Annotated in this window: 18 protein-coding genes; 6 read left to right on the top strand and 12 right to left on the bottom strand. The window is 72.2% G+C overall.

The genetic code is table 11. The features are described 5' to 3' along the window. Nucleotides 1-61: 61 nt before the first annotated feature. Nucleotides 62-1,036: a helix-turn-helix transcriptional regulator gene (locus tag HHX33_RS07820; RefSeq protein ID WP_182874018.1), complete on the bottom strand. Its 975-nt coding sequence runs from the start codon at nt 1,034-1,036 to the stop codon at nt 62-64. Nucleotides 1,037-1,131: 95 nt separating this feature from the next. On the opposite strand from HHX33_RS07820, the gene HHX33_RS07825 reads away from it, so the two are divergent. Continuing rightward, nucleotides 1,132-1,683, top strand: coding sequence for a DinB family protein (locus HHX33_RS07825; RefSeq protein ID WP_182874019.1), 552 nt, complete (start codon nt 1,132-1,134; stop codon nt 1,681-1,683). On the opposite strand, the gene HHX33_RS07830 is transcribed toward HHX33_RS07825, so the two are convergent. From HHX33_RS07830 to purN, 5 genes are all read right to left on the bottom strand, one after another. Further along, nucleotides 1,643-3,436 (bottom strand): phosphatidylglycerol lysyltransferase domain-containing protein, encoded by a 1,794-nt coding sequence (locus HHX33_RS07830; protein ID WP_220501610.1) that lies wholly within the window; start codon nt 3,434-3,436, stop codon nt 1,643-1,645. The genes HHX33_RS07825 and HHX33_RS07830 overlap by 41 nt on opposite strands. Nucleotides 3,437-3,560: 124 nt before the next feature. Further along, the gene (locus tag HHX33_RS07835) at nt 3,561-4,406 is read right to left on the bottom strand and encodes a bifunctional methylenetetrahydrofolate dehydrogenase/methenyltetrahydrofolate cyclohydrolase (RefSeq protein WP_111698398.1); all 846 of its coding nucleotides are present in this window, start codon (nt 4,404-4,406) and stop codon (nt 3,561-3,563) included. Between the two features lie 27 nt (nt 4,407-4,433). Continuing rightward, on the bottom strand, nt 4,434-4,589 hold the full coding sequence (locus HHX33_RS07840; protein ID WP_182874196.1) for a hypothetical protein: 156 nt from the start codon (nt 4,587-4,589) through the stop codon (nt 4,434-4,436). Nucleotides 4,590-4,734: 145 nt separating this feature from the next. Continuing rightward, nucleotides 4,735-6,276, bottom strand: coding sequence for a bifunctional phosphoribosylaminoimidazolecarboxamide formyltransferase/IMP cyclohydrolase (gene purH, locus HHX33_RS07845; RefSeq protein ID WP_182874020.1), 1,542 nt, complete (start codon nt 6,274-6,276; stop codon nt 4,735-4,737). Continuing rightward, nucleotides 6,273-6,983, bottom strand: a complete 711-nt coding sequence (gene purN / locus HHX33_RS07850; RefSeq protein ID WP_182874177.1) for a phosphoribosylglycinamide formyltransferase — start codon at nt 6,981-6,983, stop codon at nt 6,273-6,275. Before purN ends, purH begins: the two co-directional genes overlap by 4 nt. 166 nt (nt 6,984-7,149) lie before the next feature. Here purN and HHX33_RS07855 point away from each other — a divergent pair, with 166 nt between their 5' ends. The 4 genes from HHX33_RS07855 to HHX33_RS07865 all read left to right on the top strand — a co-directional run bounded on the left by HHX33_RS07855 (nt 7,150) and on the right by HHX33_RS07865 (nt 9,414). Then, a complete protein-coding gene (locus HHX33_RS07855; protein ID WP_182874021.1) occupies nt 7,150-7,554 on the top strand; it encodes a hypothetical protein in 405 nt (134 codons plus the stop codon). Nucleotides 7,555-7,678: 124 nt separating this feature from the next. Next, on the top strand, nt 7,679-8,005 hold the full coding sequence (locus tag HHX33_RS34935; protein ID WP_220501611.1) for a hypothetical protein: 327 nt from the start codon (nt 7,679-7,681) through the stop codon (nt 8,003-8,005). Between the two features lie 3 nt (nt 8,006-8,008). After that, complete coding sequence (locus tag HHX33_RS07860; protein WP_220501612.1) at nt 8,009-8,695, top strand: zinc-binding dehydrogenase; 687 nt, start codon at nt 8,009-8,011, stop codon at nt 8,693-8,695. A 296-nt stretch (nt 8,696-8,991) separates the two neighbouring features. Next, nucleotides 8,992-9,414 carry a MerR family transcriptional regulator gene (locus HHX33_RS07865; protein WP_182874022.1) on the top strand — a complete coding sequence of 141 codons (423 nt, stop codon included), beginning with the start codon at nt 8,992-8,994 and terminating at the stop codon, nt 9,412-9,414. Nucleotides 9,415-9,525: 111 nt separating this feature from the next. Here HHX33_RS07865 and HHX33_RS07870 read toward each other — a convergent pair whose 3' ends face one another. The 5 genes from HHX33_RS07870 to HHX33_RS07890 form a co-directional block, all read right to left on the bottom strand. Further along, nucleotides 9,526-11,157 carry a DUF6350 family protein gene (locus HHX33_RS07870; RefSeq protein WP_182874023.1) on the bottom strand — a complete coding sequence of 544 codons (1,632 nt, stop codon included), beginning with the start codon at nt 11,155-11,157 and terminating at the stop codon, nt 9,526-9,528. A gap of 219 nt (nt 11,158-11,376) precedes the next feature. Beyond that, on the bottom strand, nt 11,377-12,246 hold the full coding sequence (gene sucD / locus HHX33_RS07875; RefSeq protein ID WP_111698408.1) for a succinate--CoA ligase subunit alpha: 870 nt from the start codon (nt 12,244-12,246) through the stop codon (nt 11,377-11,379). Next, a complete protein-coding gene (gene sucC / locus HHX33_RS07880) occupies nt 12,246-13,427 on the bottom strand; it encodes an ADP-forming succinate--CoA ligase subunit beta (RefSeq protein WP_182874024.1) in 1,182 nt (393 codons plus the stop codon). The genes sucD and sucC overlap by 1 nt, the downstream gene beginning before the upstream one ends. A 156-nt stretch (nt 13,428-13,583) precedes the next feature. Then, nucleotides 13,584-13,985, bottom strand: coding sequence for a cobalamin B12-binding domain-containing protein (locus HHX33_RS07885; protein ID WP_111698412.1), 402 nt, complete (start codon nt 13,983-13,985; stop codon nt 13,584-13,586). A gap of 78 nt (nt 13,986-14,063) precedes the next feature. Then, a complete protein-coding gene (locus HHX33_RS07890) occupies nt 14,064-14,513 on the bottom strand; it encodes a MarR family transcriptional regulator (RefSeq protein ID WP_182874025.1) in 450 nt (149 codons plus the stop codon). A 158-nt stretch (nt 14,514-14,671) separates the two neighbouring features. Here HHX33_RS07890 and HHX33_RS07895 point away from each other — a divergent pair, with 158 nt between their 5' ends. Then, the gene (locus HHX33_RS07895) at nt 14,672-15,565 is read left to right on the top strand and encodes a hypothetical protein (protein WP_182874026.1); all 894 of its coding nucleotides are present in this window, start codon (nt 14,672-14,674) and stop codon (nt 15,563-15,565) included. 88 nt (nt 15,566-15,653) lie between these two features. Here the strand turns inward: HHX33_RS07895 and pcrA are convergent, their stop codons facing one another. Further along, on the bottom strand, nt 15,654-17,912 hold the full coding sequence (gene pcrA / locus HHX33_RS07900) for a DNA helicase PcrA (RefSeq protein ID WP_182874178.1): 2,259 nt from the start codon (nt 17,910-17,912) through the stop codon (nt 15,654-15,656). Between the last annotated feature and the right edge of the window lie 93 nt (nt 17,913-18,005).

An 18,005-nucleotide genomic window follows, 5' to 3' on the forward strand; every position in this document is an offset into this window, starting at 1 on the left:
GTTCCCAACCGGTCGGCGCCGCCACCCGATGGCGACAAAAAGTGATTTATGAGCGAATGGGCTAAGACGAGGGAAGAGTTTTCTCGCACCGGTTGAACCGGGCCCCCCACTCATGGATTCGGTCGATCAGTTCGGGCGGATGGATGACGCGGAAATCGGCGCCGACCACGCCCAGCGCCAAGGTCGGCCAGTCCAGGGAGTCCGCCGTCATCCGCATCCGGCAGTGCTCGTCGTCGATCTCCTCGATCATGCTCCACCTGCCGATCCGTTCACGCACGGTCACGGCCGGGGCATCGACCAGGACCTCCACCCGGTACGGCCGGGGCAGGTTGTCCCGGCCGGCCCGCACGAACTCGGCGGCGTCGGCGGCGGGCAGTTCCCGGGGCCGGAACCGGGAACCGGTGTGGTGGGGCGCGGCGAGCCGGTCGAGCCGGAAGCTGCGCCAGTCGTGCCGGACGAGGTCGTAGGCGACCAGGTACCAGCGGCGGCCGAGACAGACCAGCCGATGGGGTTCGACGTGCCGCTCGGTGTGCCTGCCGTCGGAGGCGGTGTAGGAGAAGCGGAGCTGTTCGTCGTCCCGGCACGCCAGCGCGACCGTGGTGAGCACGCCCGGGTCGACGCCCGCCCTGGCCGGGCCGTCCCAGCCGGCCGGCACGGTCATCGCGCGCAGCGCGTCGATCCGGCGTCGCAGCCGGGCCGGCATCACCTGCACCACCTTGGCCAGCGCCCGCACGGAGGACTCGGCGATGCCCTCCACCGCGCCCTGCGCGGCGGCCTGCAGTCCCAGGGCCAGAGCCACCGCCTCGTCGTCGTCGATCACCAGAGGCGGCAGTGCCGCGCCGGCGGCGAGCTGATAGCCGCCGTCCACGCCGCGCTGCGCCTCGACCGGATAGCCCAGTTCCCGCAGCCGGTCGACGTCCCGGCGCAGCGTGCGGACCGAGACCCCCAGCCGTTCGGCCAGTTCGGCGCCCGGCCAGTACCGATGGGTCTGCAGCAGCGACAGCAGCCGCAGCGTCCGCTCGCTGGTATTCGCCATGCCATGATTCTTCCGCGATTCAGGTCAGAAAGTGACCGGTGTGCCGCCTAGCGTGGGTTCTGACCGGCCATACAGGACAGCGAAGGCGGAGAACCATGAGCGAGACCACGACCGTCGGCGAGCCGACCACCCGCGACCTCACCGGCGAGCGCGCGGACCTGCTGGCGATGCTGGCCAAGCAGCGGCACTTCCTGCGCTTCACCACCCGTGACCTCACCGACGAGCAGGCCGGGCGGCGGACCACCGCCAGCGAACTGTGCCTGGGCGGGCTGATCAAGCACGTCACCTCGGTCGAACGGACCTGGGCGCGCTTCATCCTGGAGGGCCCGTCGGCCATGGGTGACTTCACCGCCATGACCGAGGCCGACTGGGCACGGAGGGCCGACGAGTTCCGGCTGCTGCCCGGCGAGACGCTGGCCGGTGTGCTGGCCGACTACGCCGAGGTCGCCCGCCGGACCGACGAGTTGGTCGCCGCCCTGCCCGACCTGGACGCCGCCCAGCCGCTGCCGAAGGCCCCGTGGCACGAGCCCGGCGCGTCGTGGTCGGCCCGCCGGGTGCTGATGCACATCATGACCGAGACCGCCCAGCACGCGGGCCACGCCGACATCATCCGCGAGTCACTCGACGGCGCCAAGAGCATGGGCTGACCCCCCGGCGAACCCGTGGCGGGGTCAGGAACGCCTCGGCCCTGAGCGCCGCGACGCCGATGCGCGGCAGGTCGCGCGACGCGGGGAAGACCAGGAACCGCGGCTCCCACACCGGCCGGAACTTGGCGTTGAACCGGTACAGCGAGTCGATCTGGAACCAGCGGGACAGGAAGACGAGGACACCGCGCCAGGCCCGTGACACCGGCCCCGCGCCCAGCCGCTCCCCCCGCGCCAGCGCGGCCCGGAACACCGCGAAGTTGAGGGACACCCTGGTCACCCCGAGCTCCGGCGCCGCCTCCAGCGCCCGCACGATCAGGAACTCGTTCAGGCCCGGATCGGCCCGCAGGTCACGGCGCATGAGGTCGAGCGACAGCCCGTCGCGTCCCCACGGGACGAAGTGCAGCACGGCCCGGACGTCCCCCGTCTCCTCCCCGCCCCTGGGCCCGGCCCCGGCGGCGGGAGGTGACGCCTGCGCCGGGCCGTGGGCCGTCACCACCACGCAACCGGCGTCGGCGGGATCGCCGAACCGGCCCAGCGCCATAGAGAAGCCGCGCTCGGCCGTGGTGCCGCGCCAGGAGACCGTCGCGGCGTGGATACGGTCCCGCTCGGCCTCGGTCAGGTCACCGGCCCGCCGTACGTGACAGGTGTAGCCGAGACGCTCCACCCGGTGGACCATCTGCCGCACGTTGCGCATGGCCCGGCCCTCCAGGGTGAATCCGGCCACCTCGACGACCGCCTCGTCGCCGAGTTCCAGCGCGCCGAGACCGCCTTCCCGGATCCACGCCTCGCCCCCGCTCTCGCCACAGCCGATCACGGCCGGGATCCAGGCGTGCCGCCGGGCCTCCTCCAGGAAGCGGCGGATGGCCCCCGGCCAGGCCTCGGCGTCGCCGAGCGGGTCGCCGCTCGCCAGCATCACCCCGGCCACGACGCGGTACGTCACGGCCGCCTTGCCGCTGGGCGAGAAGATCACACTCTTGTCCCTGCGGAGCGCGAAGTAGCCGAGCGAGTCCTGGCCGCCCCACTGGTCGAGCATGGCTCTGAGGCGCCGCTCGTCGCCGGGGGTGAGCGCGGCGGCCGGGCGCTCCGGCCGCAGCGCGAGGTGGATGGTCGTGACGGCGGTGAGGGCGCCGAGCCCGGCGAGCGAGGACGACACCAGGGCGCCGGCGTGCGCCGAGGCGTAGCCGACGGGACCGTCCACGCCCGCGAGGCCGAGGACGACCTGCCGCAGCCGGTCGCCCGGGCCGAGCCCGCCCGCGACGTCACGGGCGTGCGCGGCGACCAGGGCCCATCCGATCACGACGTCGAACGCGCCGAGCACGATCAGGTTGCCCAGGGCGCGCCAGCGGGAGCGTGGGTCGGGCAGGGCGTAGAACTCCGCCCTGCTCAGCAGCAGCACCCCGAACAGCAGCAGCGAGACCGACGCGGCGAGGGGGTGCCGCCAGCGCAGCGCCTCCAGGACGGCGCCCAAGGGCAGCAGCACCACCACCGCCCGCCAGGCCCTCGCCTTGCGCCGCCTGAGGGCGTGGGCCAGCATGATCAGCAGGATTCCGACCAGGAGAGAGGCCGTTTCAGCCAGTGTCGTGACACTACCTGGCAGAATTCCGGCGATCTCGCTGATCCTGCTCGTACGGAACCGCGGGACGACGCCGTTGACGATGTCCAGGGCCCCGATCAGCAGCGCGGCCCGGCCCGCCGCCGCGGGCACCCAGGGACGCGCGATCCTCGCCTGTACGGAGTGCGTCCGAACACTCACGATATGTGAGGATAGGTGACATCGGCGCCCGCGAAGCGGCGTGATTCCGATCCTTGCCCGGGTCCTTACGCCACCCGGACCGCGCCACCCGGGCCACGCCAGCCACCCGGGCCGGCCGGTGCCGTCACTGCCGCTCGGCGGCCTCGACGACGTTGGCCAGCAGCATGGCCCGGGTCATCGGCCCCACCCCGCCGGGGTTGGGAGCGACGAAACCCGCCACCTCGCGGACGTCGGGGGCCACGTCTCCGGCGATCTTCCCGTCGACCCGGGACACGCCCACGTCGAGCACGGCCGCGCCCGGCTTGACCATCTCCGCGGTCACCAGGTGGGGCACCCCGGCCGCGGCGACGACGATGTCCGCCCGGCGCACGTGGGACGCCAGGTCCTGGGTGCCGGTGTGGCAGAGCGTCACGGTGGCGTTCTCCGCGCGCCGGGTGAGCAGCAGGCCCAGCGGCCGGCCCACGGTGATGCCCCGGCCGACGACGACGACCTCGGCGCCCTTGATCGGCACGCCGTACCGCTGGAGCAGCACCACGATGCCGCGCGGGGTGCACGGCAGCGGGGCGTCGACCATGTGGACGAGCCTGCCCAGGTTGACCGGGTGGAGGCCGTCGGCGTCCTTGGCCGGGTCCATCCGCTCGATGAGCGCCTGGGTGTCCAGGTGACGCGGCAGCGGAAGCTGGACGATGTAGCCCGTGCAGGCCGGGTCGGCGTTCAGCTCGTCGACCGCGGCCTCCACGTCGGCCTGGGTGGCGGTGTCCGGAAGGTCCTTCCGGATGGAGGTGATGCCGACCTCCGCGCAGTCGCGGTGCTTGCCCGCGACGTAGATCTGACTGCCCGGGTCCTCACCGACCAGGATCGTGCCCAGCCCGGGGGTGATGCCCCGGTTCGCCAGAGCCTTCACCCGCTCCGCCAGTTCACCCTTGATCGTGGCGGCGGTCGCCTTGCCGTCCAGAAGCCGCGCGGTCATCGCACTCCCCAGTTCGTCCAGGTGGTTCTACTGAGCCCCCTCGCGGCGCTCGATGATCCGGCGGGTGAGAGGGATGAACTCCACGATCTTCCACCCGAGGTACGCGGCCAGGACCGCGATGGGCAGCAGCGCGAGGGGGCTGTTCCACACGCCGTTCATCAGGGCGAAAGAAGTCGTGAGCATGTCAACGGGCATGGAGGGACTCCGGGGGAAGAAGAGTGGGGCGTTTCAGGCTAACCGCACCACAAGGGTGATCGTGCCGTTTCCGCCCTTTCTGTCCCCCGAGTGCCCCTCCGATCGCGTCGCTCCCCCGCTGACCGTGGTCCGGTCAGTGGAAGAAGTGGCGGGTGCCGGTGAAGTAGAGCGTGATGCCCGCCTCCTTGGCGGCCTCGATGACCTGGTCGTCGCGGATCGATCCGCCCGGCTCCACGATCGCCTTCACCCCCGCCTCGGTCAGCACCTGAAGGCCGTCCGGGAAGGGGAAGTACGCGTCGGAGGCCCCGACCGATCCGGCCGCGCGCTCACCGGCCCGCGCGACCGCCAGCCGGGCCGAGTCGACCCGGTTGACCTGGCCCATTCCGACGCCGACGGTCGCGCCGCCGGTCGCGAGGAGGATCGCGTTGGACTTCACCGAACGGCAGGCCCGCCAGGCGAAGGCGAGGTCGGCCAGCACCTCGGGCGAGGCCGGCTCGCCGGCCCTGAGCTCCCAGCCGGACGGGTCGTCGCCGGGGGCGTCCACCCGGTCGACCGTCTGCACGAGGAGGCCGCCGTCGACGCGGCGGAACTCCGCGGCGTTCGCCGGCCCCGACGGGCAGGCGAGCAGCCGGATGTTCTTCTTCTCCCGCAGGATCTCCAGCGCGTCCGCCGCGAACGACGGCGCCACCACGACCTCCGTGAAGATCGGCGCGATCTGCTCGGCCAGCTCACGGGTCACCTCGCGGTTCACCGCGATCACCCCGCCGTACGCCGAGACCGGGTCGCACTCGTGCGCCTTTCGGTGCGCCTCGGCCACGTCGGCGCCCACGGCGATGCCGCAGGGGTTGGCGTGCTTGATGATGGCGACGGCCGGCTCGGCGAAGTCCCAGGCGGCCCGCCAGGCGGCGTCGGCGTCCACGTAGTTGTTGTAGGACATCTCCTTGCCGTGGAGCTGCTCGGCGTTGGCCAGGCCGTCCGTGCCGCCGGTGTAGAGCGCGGCTCCCTGGTGCGGGTTCTCGCCGTACCGCAGGGCCGCCTTGCGCTTCCACGCCGCGCCCATGAACGACGGCCACTCGCCCTCGGGGGCGTACACGTTGCCGAACCACGACGCCACCGCGACGTCGTACGCCGCGGTGTGCGCGTAGGCCGTGGCGGCGAGCCTCCTGCGCTCGGTCAGCGTGAAGCCGCCCTCCGCGGCCGCGGCCAGCACGTCGCCGTACGCCACGGGGTCGACGACCACGGCCACCGTGCCGTGGTTCTTGGCGGCGGCCCGGATCATCGCGGGGCCGCCGATGTCGATCTGCTCGACGCACTCGGCGTCCGAGGCGCCGGAGGCCACCGTGGCGGCGAACGGGTAGAGGTTCACCACCGCGAGCTGGAACTGCTCGATCTCCAGCTCCTCCAGCTGCTTGACGTGCGAGGGGTTGCCGCCGTCGGCGAGCAGACCGGCGTGCACCCGCGGGTGGAGGGTCTTGACCCGGCCGTCCAGGCACTCGGGGAAGCCGGTGAGCGACTCCACCCTGGTGACCGGCACGCCGTAGGAGGCGATCGCGGCGGCGGTGCCGCCGGTCGACACGATCTCCACGCCCGCGGCCTCAAGCCCCCGCGCCAGGTCTTCCAGACCCGTCTTGTCGTAAACGGTGATGAGCGCACGGCGGATGGCGATGCGGGTCACTTCGTGGTCCTTCCTGATGTCGTGCCCTGTGTCCGGTCCTGTGCCGGAGCCGGTTCTGCGACGGGCGCCGGGCGCCGCGCGGCGGCGGCCTGTCCCGCGGCTCGCGCCGTCCCCAGGCGTACGGTCCGCCCGGTCGTGGTCCAGCCCTCGCGGGCCATCCGGCCGACCATCTCGACGAGGAGGCCGCGCTCGACGGTCTTGATCCGCTCGTGCAGCGACTCCTCGTCGTCGCCCTCCCGCACCGGCACCGCCTCCTGGGCGATCACCGGCCCGGTGTCCACGCCCGCGTCGACCAGGTGCACGGTGCAGCCGGTGACGCGGACGCCGTACGCGAGCGCGTCGCGCACCGCGTGGGCGCCCGGGAAGGAGGGCAGCAGCGCCGGGTGGGTGTTGACGACCGGGAACGCGGCCAGCACCCGAGGACCGAGGATCCTCATGAACCCGGCGGAGACCACGAGGTCGGGCCGGTGCCCGGCGATGCGCTCCGCCAGGCTCTCGTCCCATTCCTCCCGGGTGGGGTGGTCGCCCACCCGCTCGACGAACGTGGGGACGCCCGCGCGCCCGGCCCGCGCCAAGCCCTCGATGTCGTCGCGGTCGGCTCCGACGGCCACCACCGTCGCGCCGTACGCGTCGTCGGAGGCGGCGTCGAGCAGCGCTTGCAGGTTGGTCCCCGATCCTGAGACGAGGACCACGAGCCGGAAGGACAGGGCGGAACTCCTTCGTGAGCTGGCTTCGTTTTGCAGGTGATTACCGGGAGATGGTTCCTTAGAGATGGTCGCTGCGTGGAGGGTGGGCCCTCGACGCAGCTAAAGCGTATCGGGCGCCGGCCATCAGGATTCACGACGGGCTATGCGAACGCGAGGCGAGGAGACCGTGACAACATCCCTTGAGACTTCGGCCCCCACGACGGGAGGACGCAGGGCGCTGGCCCTGGCCGTCACGGCCATGGTCTTCACCCTGCTGCTGCCGCCCGCGGGGCTGGCGCTGTCGGTTTTCGCGTTCATCGTGGCCGTCCGCGATCTCCGCCTGCTGAACCGCGCACGGCAGGGCATCGGCATGGCGACCGGCGCCGTGGTGCTGTCGACACTCGCGTTCGTCCTGGGCGCCGTCACGACGGCCTTCCAGCTCTACTTCTCGGCGGAGCTCAACGCCTACACCGAGTGCCGCAAGGGCGCGGGCACGGTGGCCGCCCAGCAGCAGTGCTCCGACCAGCTCATGCGGGCCTTCGAGGACAAGCTCGGCATCGCCTGGCCCGCCTCCGTCCCCGCCCCCGCCTGACGGCCCCTCGCCGAGGGCCGGGCGTTCCTCCGGTTTGCCCTTGACGTACGGGTCAGGGTTTACCGTCGCGGCGGCGTGCGGCGGGGCCGCACGGCCGCTCACGTCGTCGCGCGAGGAGAAGCCCATGTCCGAGACACCGCCCGGCACCGTACGGGAGATCAGGCTCACCGAGGTTCCGTCCGGTCTGCCCGGCCCCGAGCACCTGGCCGTCGTGGAGGTCCCGACGCCTGTGCCGGGAGCCGGTGAGGTCCTGGTCCGCAACCGCTGCTTCCAGGTCTTTCCGGCGCTGCGCACGTTGACGGCCGGGGGCGTGCCGGGCGCGCCCTTTCCGCCCCTGCGGCCGGGGGACACGCTGTTCGGCCCCGCCGTCGGCGAGGTCGTCACGGCCGGGGACGGCGCGAGCCTGCGGCCGGGCGACCTGGTCTCGCACTTCCAGGGCTGGCGCGAGTAGGCCGTGGTCCCCGACTCCGAGCCGCTGGACGGCGCCCTGCCCGACCCCGCCGCCTACCTCGCTCCGGGGGCCACGGCGTACGCGGCCCTGACGCGGATCGCGGGCCTGCGCCCGGGAGAGACCGTGTTCGTCAGCGGGGGCGCCGGAGGCGTCGGGTCGCTCGCGGGCCAGATCGCCCGCCTGCTGGGCGCGGCGCGCGTGATCGGCAGCACCGGCTCGGCCGCGAAGGCCGAGCGCATGACCGCCGAGCTCGGCTACGACGCGGTCGTCCTCCGCGGCGACGGTCCGATCGGCGCGCGGCTGGCCGAGGCCGCGCCCGACGGCATCGACGTGGTCGTCGACAACGTCGGCGGCGAGCAGCTCCGTGCGGCGGCCGACGCGGCACGGCCGGGGGCCCGCCTCGTCCTGGTCGGGACCCTGGCCACGCAGCTGTCGGCGGCTTCCACCGGCGCGACCGCCCCCGTGGAGCTGGACACCTTCCGGCTCATCCTCGGGAACATCACCCTTCGCGGCCTGACCGGCGTCGACGCGGCGACCACCGCGGAGTGGAGGGAGCGCTTCGGCGCCTGGCTCCGCTCGGGATCCATCTCCTTTCCGCACACGCGGATCCCGGGCATCGACCGCGCACCGCTGGCACTGCGTGAGCTCTTCGACGGACGACACGTCGGCACCGTCGTCGTGGAGCCGTGAACAACGCCGTGAACAACGCCGTGAACGACGCGGCCGAAGACGACGGGGCCCGGCAGTCCAGGAGCGCGCGACAGTGGTGATACGGCCGTAGGGGTGCGATCGTGATGACCGGGGCGAAACGACCGAGCGAGCGTGGCCAGAACGAGGCGGCCCGAGCGGTGCGGCCGGAACGAGGCGGCCGGAGCGGTGGGGTCGGAACGAGGCGGCCGGGGCGGCGCGGCCGTGACGGTGTGGCCGGCCCACGCGGTCGGAGCGGGGTGGCCACGGCAGGGCGCGAGGGCGGAGGCGGGACGGGCATGCGGATCGGCGACGCCGCGGCGGCGACGGGGACCACTCCGCGCGCCCTGCGCTTCTACGAGCAGCGTGGGCTGCTCCTCCCGCCGCGCACGGCGTCGGGCCAGCGGGAGTACGGCCCGCGTGAGATCGCCCGCATCCGCCTGGTGCGCCAGTTGCTCGCCCTCGGCCTGACCGTCGAGGACGTCGCCGGCTGCGCCGACCGCCTGGACCTGCTGGAGGGCGACACCCTCCCGCCGTACGGCTCCCCCGGCTGCACGGGCGGCACGGGGGTCGTCCAGCGCCGCATCGCCGCCCTGAACGACGAGATCGGCCGCCTGACCCGGCTGCGGGACCGCCTCGCCTCGACCGTCCCCGAGCCGGGGTCAGCACCCGAAACCGTGGCCGGGCCCATACCCGAGACCCTGGCCTGCCCGAGCCCGTGAACACGCTCGTGGGCGCGGCCGGAGGCATGGGCGAGCACTCCCTGGCCCGGCCCTCCGACGGCGGGCTGTCGTCCGTCAGGCGCGTCCCGCCGCCGGCCGGCCGGTGGGTCGTCAGTCGCGGTCCCAGGCGTAGGGGTCGACGTAGATGACGTGGCCCCCGCGGTCGTCGGTCTCGTCGACGATGTCCGTACGCGGCTTCGGGGCGGCGCCGGCGGGCGGTTTACGCGGCGGCTCCGGCCGGCCCCGCCGGGCGGTCATGTCGTCGAACGTCTCCGCGGTCGCCGCGGCGTGCTCGTCGGTCCAGTCGTCCCTGATCACGGGGATCGGCTGGGTCTCCGCCTCGGTGGCGTCCAGCCAGTGTCCCGGGAGATGGGCGCCCCGGGCCGGTCGCACCTTCCCGGCCGCCTTGGCGATCACGGCGCCGGCCTTCCTGACCGGCTCCGGCGGGGTCGCCGGCCGCCGGGAGATCAGCCACCAGTTGGCGATGCCGGCCGAGATTCCGGCGGCCACGCCGACCTCCAGCGCGACCGACAGCGCCACCTCCCAGGGGGAGGGCCCCACGGCGGCCAGCCCGGCCCCGCCGAGCGGCCCGCCCGACAGCGCCGCGAGCGTCCCCGCCGCGAGCCCGCTGGTGATCCCGCAGACGAAGCCCCACAGCGGCGCGGCCTCGATCGAGGGGGTCGGCGCGACGCGGGCCGTCACCACGCCCGCGACCGCCCCCGCGGCGAACGGCACAGCGATCACCGACATGACCCACGGAGGCGCGGTGCCGGACGGCGGCAGTGCGCCGAGCAGCGGCAGCATGGGAACCGCGCTCAGTTTGACCCCGGTGGGCGCGACCAGCGTGCCCGCGCCCACCGCGAAGCCGGGTCCCGAGATGTACGCCATTCCCCAGATCACGGCGTTGAAGAAGTAGAGGACCTCCAGGAGCAGGAGCAGCCCACCGCCGACCAGGCCGGGGCTGAGCACCTCCGACATCTGCTGGATCCGGGTGAAGTTCATCGCCACGGCCACGAGGACGAGCACCGCCCCGGCCGTGAGGAGCAGCGCGGTCGCGACGGCCGTACCCGCGACGAGCGAGCGCGGCCGCTCGGGCAGCAGGCGCAGCATCGACCGCCACGGCCCGATCGTGCGGGCGGTGGCCACCGATCCCGTGACGAAGGCCAGCAGCAGGTGGCTGACGAGCGCCTCCCCCGGGAACGGCTGCATGATCTCGTTGCGCGACACCAGGGCGATCACCCCGGCGAGCAGCGCGTACGGCGCGGCCAGCGAGATGCCGGCCTGGGCGATGAGCACGAGCTGGGCGCGGCGGCGGGCGTTCTCGACGTCGCGGGGGGTGCCCTTCGGCAGCCGGGCCGGCATCCTCAGCCGCAGGTCGGCGTCGCGTGCCATCCACAGGCCCGCCCGGTAGAGCAGCGCGCCGGGCAGGATCATGAGCCCGATGGGCAGCAGGCCCACCCGGCCGCCGGGGATCGCGAATCCGGCGTGGTGGGCGGCCAGCCAGAGCTGGCAGGCGGTGCGGAACACGCCGGGCAGGCCCTCGCCGAAGGGCCCCCGGGGGGCGGCCATCCAGCCGATGAGCGTGAGCGTGGTGAGCACGGCAATGCCGACGCCGAGCGTCCAGAACGCGGCCAGCATGCCGGAGACGGGAAGCGGACGGCGGCTCTCCTCGTCGTCGCCGGCGCCACCGCGACCGAGGACGGCGCGGGGACCGGTCCTGATTTGATCGAGAAGTCCCGTCACGCTACCTCATCATCCCAGCGCGGCCGCCGCACTCCACGTCGCCACGCCGTTCACCCCCACTCGAAATGGGATGATCTTGCAGTCGCCGCCCGCGGCGACTCCCCCTGGTACGCGTCGTGACCTCACGCAGGAGGCGTGAGGTCACGAACGGCGCCGGGAGGACGGCTGGGCCGCCGGAACCCCTGAGGACCCGGCGGCCCGCCCGTCACGACTCGTTGGTCACGACATGAGCTCGCGCATGAGGCGGGCGGTCTCGCTGGGAGTGCGGCCGACGCGGACGCCGACCTTCTCCAGGGCCTCCTTCTTGGCCTGGGCGGTGCCGGCGGAGCCGGACACGATCGCGCCGGCGTGGCCCATCGTCTTGCCCTCGGGCGCGGTGAACCCGGCGACGTAGGCGACGACGGGCTTGGTGACGTGCTCGTCGATGTAGGCCGCGGCCCGCTCCTCGGCGTCGCCGCCGATCTCGCCGATCATCACGATCGCGTCGGTCTCCGGGTCGTCCTGGAACGCCTGGAGCGCATCGATGTGGGTCGTGCCGATGACCGGGTCGCCGCCGATGCCGACGCAGGTGGAGAAGCCGATGTCGCGCAGCTCGTACATGAGCTGGTAGGTCAGCGTGCCCGACTTCGACACCAGGCCCACGCGGCCCTTGGTGGTGATGTCGGCCGGGATGATCCCGGCGTTGGACGCGCCGGGCGAGGCGATGCCGGGGCAGTTCGGCCCGATGATGCGGGTCTTGTTGCCCTTGGAGACGGCGTACGCCCAGAACTCGGTGGTGTCGTGGACCGGCACGCCCTCGGTGATGACCACGCACAGCGGGATCTCGGCGTCGATGGCCTCACGGACGGCCGCCTTGGTGTGCGCCGGGGGCACGAAGACGACGGAGACGTCCGCGCCCGTCTGCTCCATGGCCTCCTTGACGGTGCCAAAGACCGGCAGGCCCTCGTGCGTGACGCCGGCCTTGCGGGCGTTGACGCCGCCCACGACGTTAACCCCGGCGGCGAGCATGCGGCGGGTGTGCTTGGTGCCCTCACCGCCGGTCATGCCCTGAACGATGATCTTGCTGTTCTCGGTGAGCCAGATAGCCATTACGCACCTACCGCGGCGAGCTCGGCGGCGCGCTTGGCCGCTTCGTCCATCGTGTCGACCAGCTCGACGCGCGGGAGCGCGGCGTCGGCCAGGATCTGCCGCCCGAGAGCGGCGTTGTTGCCGTCCAGACGGACGACGAGCGGGTGGGTCACTTCCTCGCCACGGCTCTCCAGCAGCTTGAAGGCCGAGACGATGCCGTTGGCGACCGCGTCGCAGGCGGTGATGCCGCCGAAGACGTTCACGAAGACCGACTTCACCGACGGGTCGGACAGGATGATCTCCAGTCCGTTCGCCATGACCTCGGCCGAGGCCCCGCCGCCGATGTCGAGGAAGTTGGCCGGCTTGGGCCGCCCGGGGAACTCCTCGCCCGCGTACGCCACGACGTCCAGCGTGGACATGACCAGGCCGGCGCCGTTGCCGATGATGCCGACGTCGCCGTCCAGCTTCACGTAGTTGAGGTGCTTCTCCTTGGCGCGGGCCTCCAGCGGGTCCTCCGCGGCCTTGTCGACGTACGTCACGTGCTCCGCCTGGCGGAAGTCCGCGTTGTCGTCGAGGGTGACCTTGCCGTCGAGCGCCTTCACCTGGCCGTCGGCCGACAGGATCATGGGGTTGACCTCGACGAGCGAGGCGTCCTCGTCCACGAAGACGGCCCAGAGCTTCTCGATCAGCTCGGCGGCGCCGTCCAGCGCCTGCTGCGGCAGGCCGCCGGCCACCGCGATCTCGCGGGCCCTGGCGCGGTCGACGCCCGTCAGCGGGCTGACCGGCACCTTCGCCACCTTCTCCGGCGCGGTGTGCGCGACCTCCTCGATGTCCATGCCGCCGGAGGCGGAGCAGATCGCGAGGAACGTACGGTTGGCACGGTCGAGGAGGAAGGAGAAGTAGTACTCCTCCGCGATCTGGCTGGCCTCCTCGATCAGGACCTTGTGGACCGTGTGGCCCTTGATGTCCATGCCGAGGATCCGCGTCGCCTTGTCGTACGCGTCGGCGGCGTCGTCGGCCACCTTCACGCCGCCGGCCTTGCCGCGCCCGCCGGTCTTGACCTGGGCCTTGACGACAACGCGTCCGGTGAGCTGCTCGGCAGCCGCCCGCGCCTCATCCGCGGTGTGCGCCACGATTCCGCGCGGCACCGCGATGCCGTACTCCGCGAAGAGCTCCTTCGCCTGATGTTCGAACAGGTCCACGAGGGTCCGTCCCTTTTGATGTCCGAGGCCGGGCGCCGTCGTCCCGCCCGGCTATTCCGCGCAAGAAGCCTAGTCCCCGCGCGAGCATGGCCTTGTCATCGGGTCACCCGGAGCCTTGCCTTCAACCCTCGATTACGGCAAGGTTGGGCAAAATGCCTAAACGGTGGCGGGAACCGCAGAACGGACCCAGTCCACGATCTCCTGCGTCGTGGAGCCGGGCGTGAATATCCGCGCCACCCCCATCCGCTCCAGCTCGGGGATGTCGGCCTCGGGGATGATGCCGCCGCCGAACACGACGATGTCCTCGGCGTCCTCCTCGCGCAGCACCTCGAAGAGCCGGGCGAAGAGCGTCATGTGGGCGCCGGACAGGATGGACAGCCCGATGGCCGCCGCGTCCTCCTGGATCGCCGTCCGGACGATCTGCTCCGGCGTCTGGTGCAGCCCGGTGTAGACGACCTCCATGCCCGCGTCCCGTAGCGCCCGCGCCACGACCTTGACGCCGCGGTCGTGCCCGTCGAGCCCCGGTTTGGCGACGACGACCCGAATCCTGCCTGCCATGAAGACCTCCCAAATGGTGCCGCTGCCCGAAGCGTAACCGCCGGGGCGGCGAACGCCCCCTGCCCGCCGCGGCGCGGCTCAGCCGTCCGCCCGCGCCGCGCGCAGCAGCGCGCGCAGGCCGTCGACGAGCCCCTGCCGCTCCCCCGGGGTCATGGCCCGTACGGCCCGCGCCAGCGGGTCCTCCCCCCGCGGCAGGGCGGTCAGGGCGGCGGCGTGGCCGGCGTCGGTGACGCGGACGAAGACCCGCCGGCGGTCGCGCCGGTCGCGGACCCGCACCACGAGGCCCCGGTCCTCGACACGGTCGACGAGTTCGGTCGTCGCGGCCATGGACAGCCGCAACTGCCCGGCCAGTTCGCCCACCGTGAGCGGGCCGTGGGCGACCAGACGGCGCAGGACCGACGCCATGCGCGCCGTGACGTCGCCCTCGCCCACCGGCTGCCCGGACATCCGGAGACACCGGTGGACGGCGGGATAGAGCCGGGAGATCTCCTCGACGGCCGGCCTCTCCTCCATGCGGTCCTTTCGCATGCGAATTATTCGCCCGAAATAATAATCACCCCGCATACCCGCCCTTCATCTGCCATTTCACAGGAAATCTAGATTTCCGTGACTTGTCCGTGATCATGAACCACGAGGATTCCCGGGCCGCTCTTGATGATCAAGGGCACTTACGGGAGGAACCCCACGTGAAGCGAGCATTCATGGCGCTGGCGTGCGCCGCGACGGCCGCGCTCGTCGCGCCCGCCGTCGCCGCCCCCGCCCATGCGCAGACCCCCACGGGAAGCCGGGCGCGGCCCGCGAACCCGGTGGCGGCGCTCAAGAAGCAGTTCGTTCCCGGCCGCGGCGTCCGCGTCGTCTCGTCCGCCAGGTTGAACTACGGCGGCCTGATCGACATCAAGTCCGGCGCGAAGGGCGTCATCGGGTTCGGCCGGTCCGGGGTCGCGTCCTCCGACCTCACCACCAAGACCAACTACGGTGGCGGGCTGGGCGACGACGACGAGCTCAAGGGCCTCAACGACCCGATGCGGACCATCACCGTCGGCCGGACGGCGTACGTCTCCGGAGGCATCTACGCGGACCTGCTGCCCGACGGCAAGTCGTGGCTGCGCCTGCCCGGGCAGGACCCGGACGCGGCGCTGACCGGCCTCGGCGGCTTCGTCAACCCGCTCGACCCGCGTGCCCTCCAGGCGGTCCTCGCGACCACCAAGGCCAAGGGCGCGGGCGGTGTCGTCAACGGCGCGCGGACCACGCTCTACCGGGGCACGATCACGGTGAAGCAGCTCGCCGCGGCGGTGCCGTCGCTGCGCAAGGGCCTGCCCTCCAGCATGTCGAAGGGCGTGATCAGCTGGAGGCTGTGGATCGGCGGGGACCAGCTCGTCCGCAAGGTGTCCAGCTCGTTGACGGCGACCTTGAAGGTCAAGAAGACGAGCATCGGCATCGAGATGAGCAGCACGACCGCCTACGGCGGCTGGGGCGGGAAGGTCACGGTGAAGGCGCCGCCGAAGGACCAGGTCGCCACCACCTCGGACATCGACGGCAGCGTGCCGGACCTGCCGCAGGTCATCGACCTGGGCGACTGATCCGCGTAGGGACGCCCGCGGCGGCCGGGCTCCCGCCCGGCCGCCGCTCAGAGGCTCCCTGCCGCCGCTCAGAATGTCCTGCTGCCGCTCAGAGCTTCTCGATGGGCGCGTAGGCGAGCAGCAGGGTCTTCTCCCCGTCCCCACCGAAGTCGATCTTCACTCGGGTCTTCTCGGCGACGCCGTCCACGCTGACGACCGTGCCCAGCCCGAAGCTGTCGTGGGTGACGCGGTCGCCGGGCGACAGGCTCGGCATCTGACGGCCGCCCGCCTTGGGCGCCGGCGCCGTACGGGCGGAGGGGCGGGAGGTCGCGGCGGACCAGGCGGTCTTGCCGGGATCGCCGCGCCACTCGACCAGGTCGCCCGGCACCTCCGACAGGAAGCGCGAGGCCGGGTTGAAGGACGGCGCCCCCCACGAGGACCGCACCGCCGAGCGGGACAGGTAGAGCCGCTGCTTGGCCCGGGTGATGCCGACGTACGCCAGCCTGCGCTCCTCCTCCAGTTCCTTCGGGTCGCTGAGCGAGCGCATGTGGGGGAAGACCCCGTCCTCCATGCCCGTGAGGAAAACCACGGGGAACTCCAGGCCCTTGGCGGTGTGCAGGGTCATCAGCGTGACCACCCCGCCGTGCTCGCCGATCTCGGGAGCGCGATCGCCCGGGGGGACGACCCCCGCGTTCCCGCCCGGGATCTGGTCGGCGTCGGCGACCAGCGAGACCTGCTCCAGGAAGTCGACGAGCGTGCCCTCCGGGTTGTCCTCCTCGAACTCGGCGGCCACCGAGATCAGCTCGTTGAGGTTCTCCAGCCGGCTCTCGTCCTGCGGATCGCCCGAGGCCTCCAGCTCCGTGCGGTAGCCGGTGACGCGGAGCACCTCCTCCGCGAGGTCGGAGAGCGGAAGCTCCTTGGCCCGCAACTCCTCCAGCATCGCGACGAAGTCCCTGATCGCGTTGAGCGACCGGGTGGCCAGCCCTGGAGCCTCCCCGGCCCGGCGCAGTCCCTCCCAGAAGCCGATGCGCTCCCGGTTCGCGAACGCCTCGACCATCGCCTCGGCCCGGTCGCCGATGCCGCGCTTGGGCACGTTGAGGACCCGCCGCAGCGACACCGTGTCGTTCGGGTTGGCCAGGACCCGCAGGTAGGCGAGCAGGTCCTTGACCTCCTTGCGCTCGTAGAACCGCACACCGCCCACGACCTTGTACGGCAGGCCGGTGCGGATGAAGATCTCCTCGAAGACGCGGGAGGCGGCGTTCGTGCGGTAGAAGATCGCCACGTCGCCCGGCGTGACGTCGTGGTCGTCGCAGAGCCGGTCGATCTCCTGTGCGACGAACATGGCCTCGTCGTGCTCGTTGTCGGCCGCGTAACCGATGATCTTCGATCCCGTGCCCTGGTCGGACCACAGGTTCTTCGGCTTGCGGCCCTCATTGCGGGAGATGACCGAATTGGCGGCGTTCAGGATCGTCTGCGTGGAGCGGTAGTTCTGCTCCAGCAGGATCGTCCGGGCGTCCGGGTAGTCGCGCTCGAACTCCAGGATGTTGCGGATCGTCGCGCCGCGGAAGGCGTAGATCGACTGGTCGGCGTCGCCGACGACGACCAGCTCGGCGGGCTCGACGCCCTCGCGCACCACGTCGCCGTCGGCGGTGCGCACCTCGGGCCGCCCGACCAGCTCGCGGATCAGCGTGTACTGCGCGTGGTTGGTGTCCTGGTACTCGTCGACCATCACGTGCCGGAACCTGCGCCGGTAGTGCTCGGCCACCTCGGGGAAGAGCTGGAACAACGTGACCGTCAGCATGATCAGGTCGTCGAAGTCCATCGCGCCGGCCTCGGTGAGCCGCCGCTGGTAGGTGCGGTACGCCTCGGCGAGCGTGCGCTCCAGGTGCGTCGACGCCCGGTCGGCCGCCGTCTCGTAGTCGATCAGCTCGTTCTTGAAGTTGCTGACCTGGGCCGAGAACGACCGCGGCGGATAGCGCTTGGGATCGAGGTCGAGCTCGCGGCAGACCATCGCCATGAGCCGCTGGGAGTCGGCCTGGTCGTAGATCGAGAAGCTGGAGGAGAAGCCCAGCCGCTTGGCCTCGCGCCGCAGGATCCGCACGCAGGCGCTGTGGAACGTCATCACCCACATCGCCCTGGACCTCGGGCCGATCAGCTTGTCGACCCGCTCCTTCATCTCGCGGGCGGCCTTGTTGGTGAAGGTGATCGCGAGGATCTCCCCCGGCTGGACGCCGCGTTCCGCCAGCAGGTAGGCGATGCGGTGGGTCAGCACCCGGGTCTTCCCGGAGCCCGCCCCCGCGACGATCAGCAGGGGGCTGCCCTGGTGGGTCACGGCGTCCCGCTGCTGCGGGTTGAGGCCGTCGAGCAAGGGATGGGTGGCGGCTCCGATGGACACGTCCCTAGGGTATGACCGCCCACCGACATCCGGAGCCCACTCACCCGGCAAGGCCCGATTAAGGTA

Source organism: Microbispora sp. H10670 (genome assembly GCF_014161385.1).
GTDB lineage: Bacteria > Actinomycetota > Actinomycetes > Streptosporangiales > Streptosporangiaceae > Microbispora > Microbispora triticiradicis.

Bases quoted from the DNA above. Each gene is read 5' to 3' on its own strand.
- HHX33_RS07820 (WP_182874018.1), bottom strand. From the start codon at position 1,036: ATGGCGAATACCAGCGAGCGGACGCTGCGGCTGCTGTCGCTGCTGCAG.
- HHX33_RS07825 (WP_182874019.1), top strand. From the start codon at position 1,132: ATGAGCGAGACCACGACCGTCGGCGAGCCGACCACCCGCGACCTCACC.
- HHX33_RS07835 (WP_111698398.1), bottom strand. From the start codon at position 4,406: ATGACCGCGCGGCTTCTGGACGGCAAGGCGACCGCCGCCACGATCAAG.
- HHX33_RS07840 (WP_182874196.1), bottom strand. From the start codon at position 4,589: ATGCTCACGACTTCTTTCGCCCTGATGAACGGCGTGTGGAACAGCCCC.
- HHX33_RS34935 (WP_220501611.1), top strand. From the start codon at position 7,679: ATGTCCGAGACACCGCCCGGCACCGTACGGGAGATCAGGCTCACCGAG.
- HHX33_RS07865 (WP_182874022.1), top strand. From the start codon at position 8,992: ATGCGGATCGGCGACGCCGCGGCGGCGACGGGGACCACTCCGCGCGCC.
- sucD (WP_111698408.1), bottom strand. From the start codon at position 12,246: ATGGCTATCTGGCTCACCGAGAACAGCAAGATCATCGTTCAGGGCATG.
- HHX33_RS07885 (WP_111698412.1), bottom strand. From the start codon at position 13,985: ATGGCAGGCAGGATTCGGGTCGTCGTCGCCAAACCGGGGCTCGACGGG.
- HHX33_RS07890 (WP_182874025.1), bottom strand. From the start codon at position 14,513: ATGCGAAAGGACCGCATGGAGGAGAGGCCGGCCGTCGAGGAGATCTCC.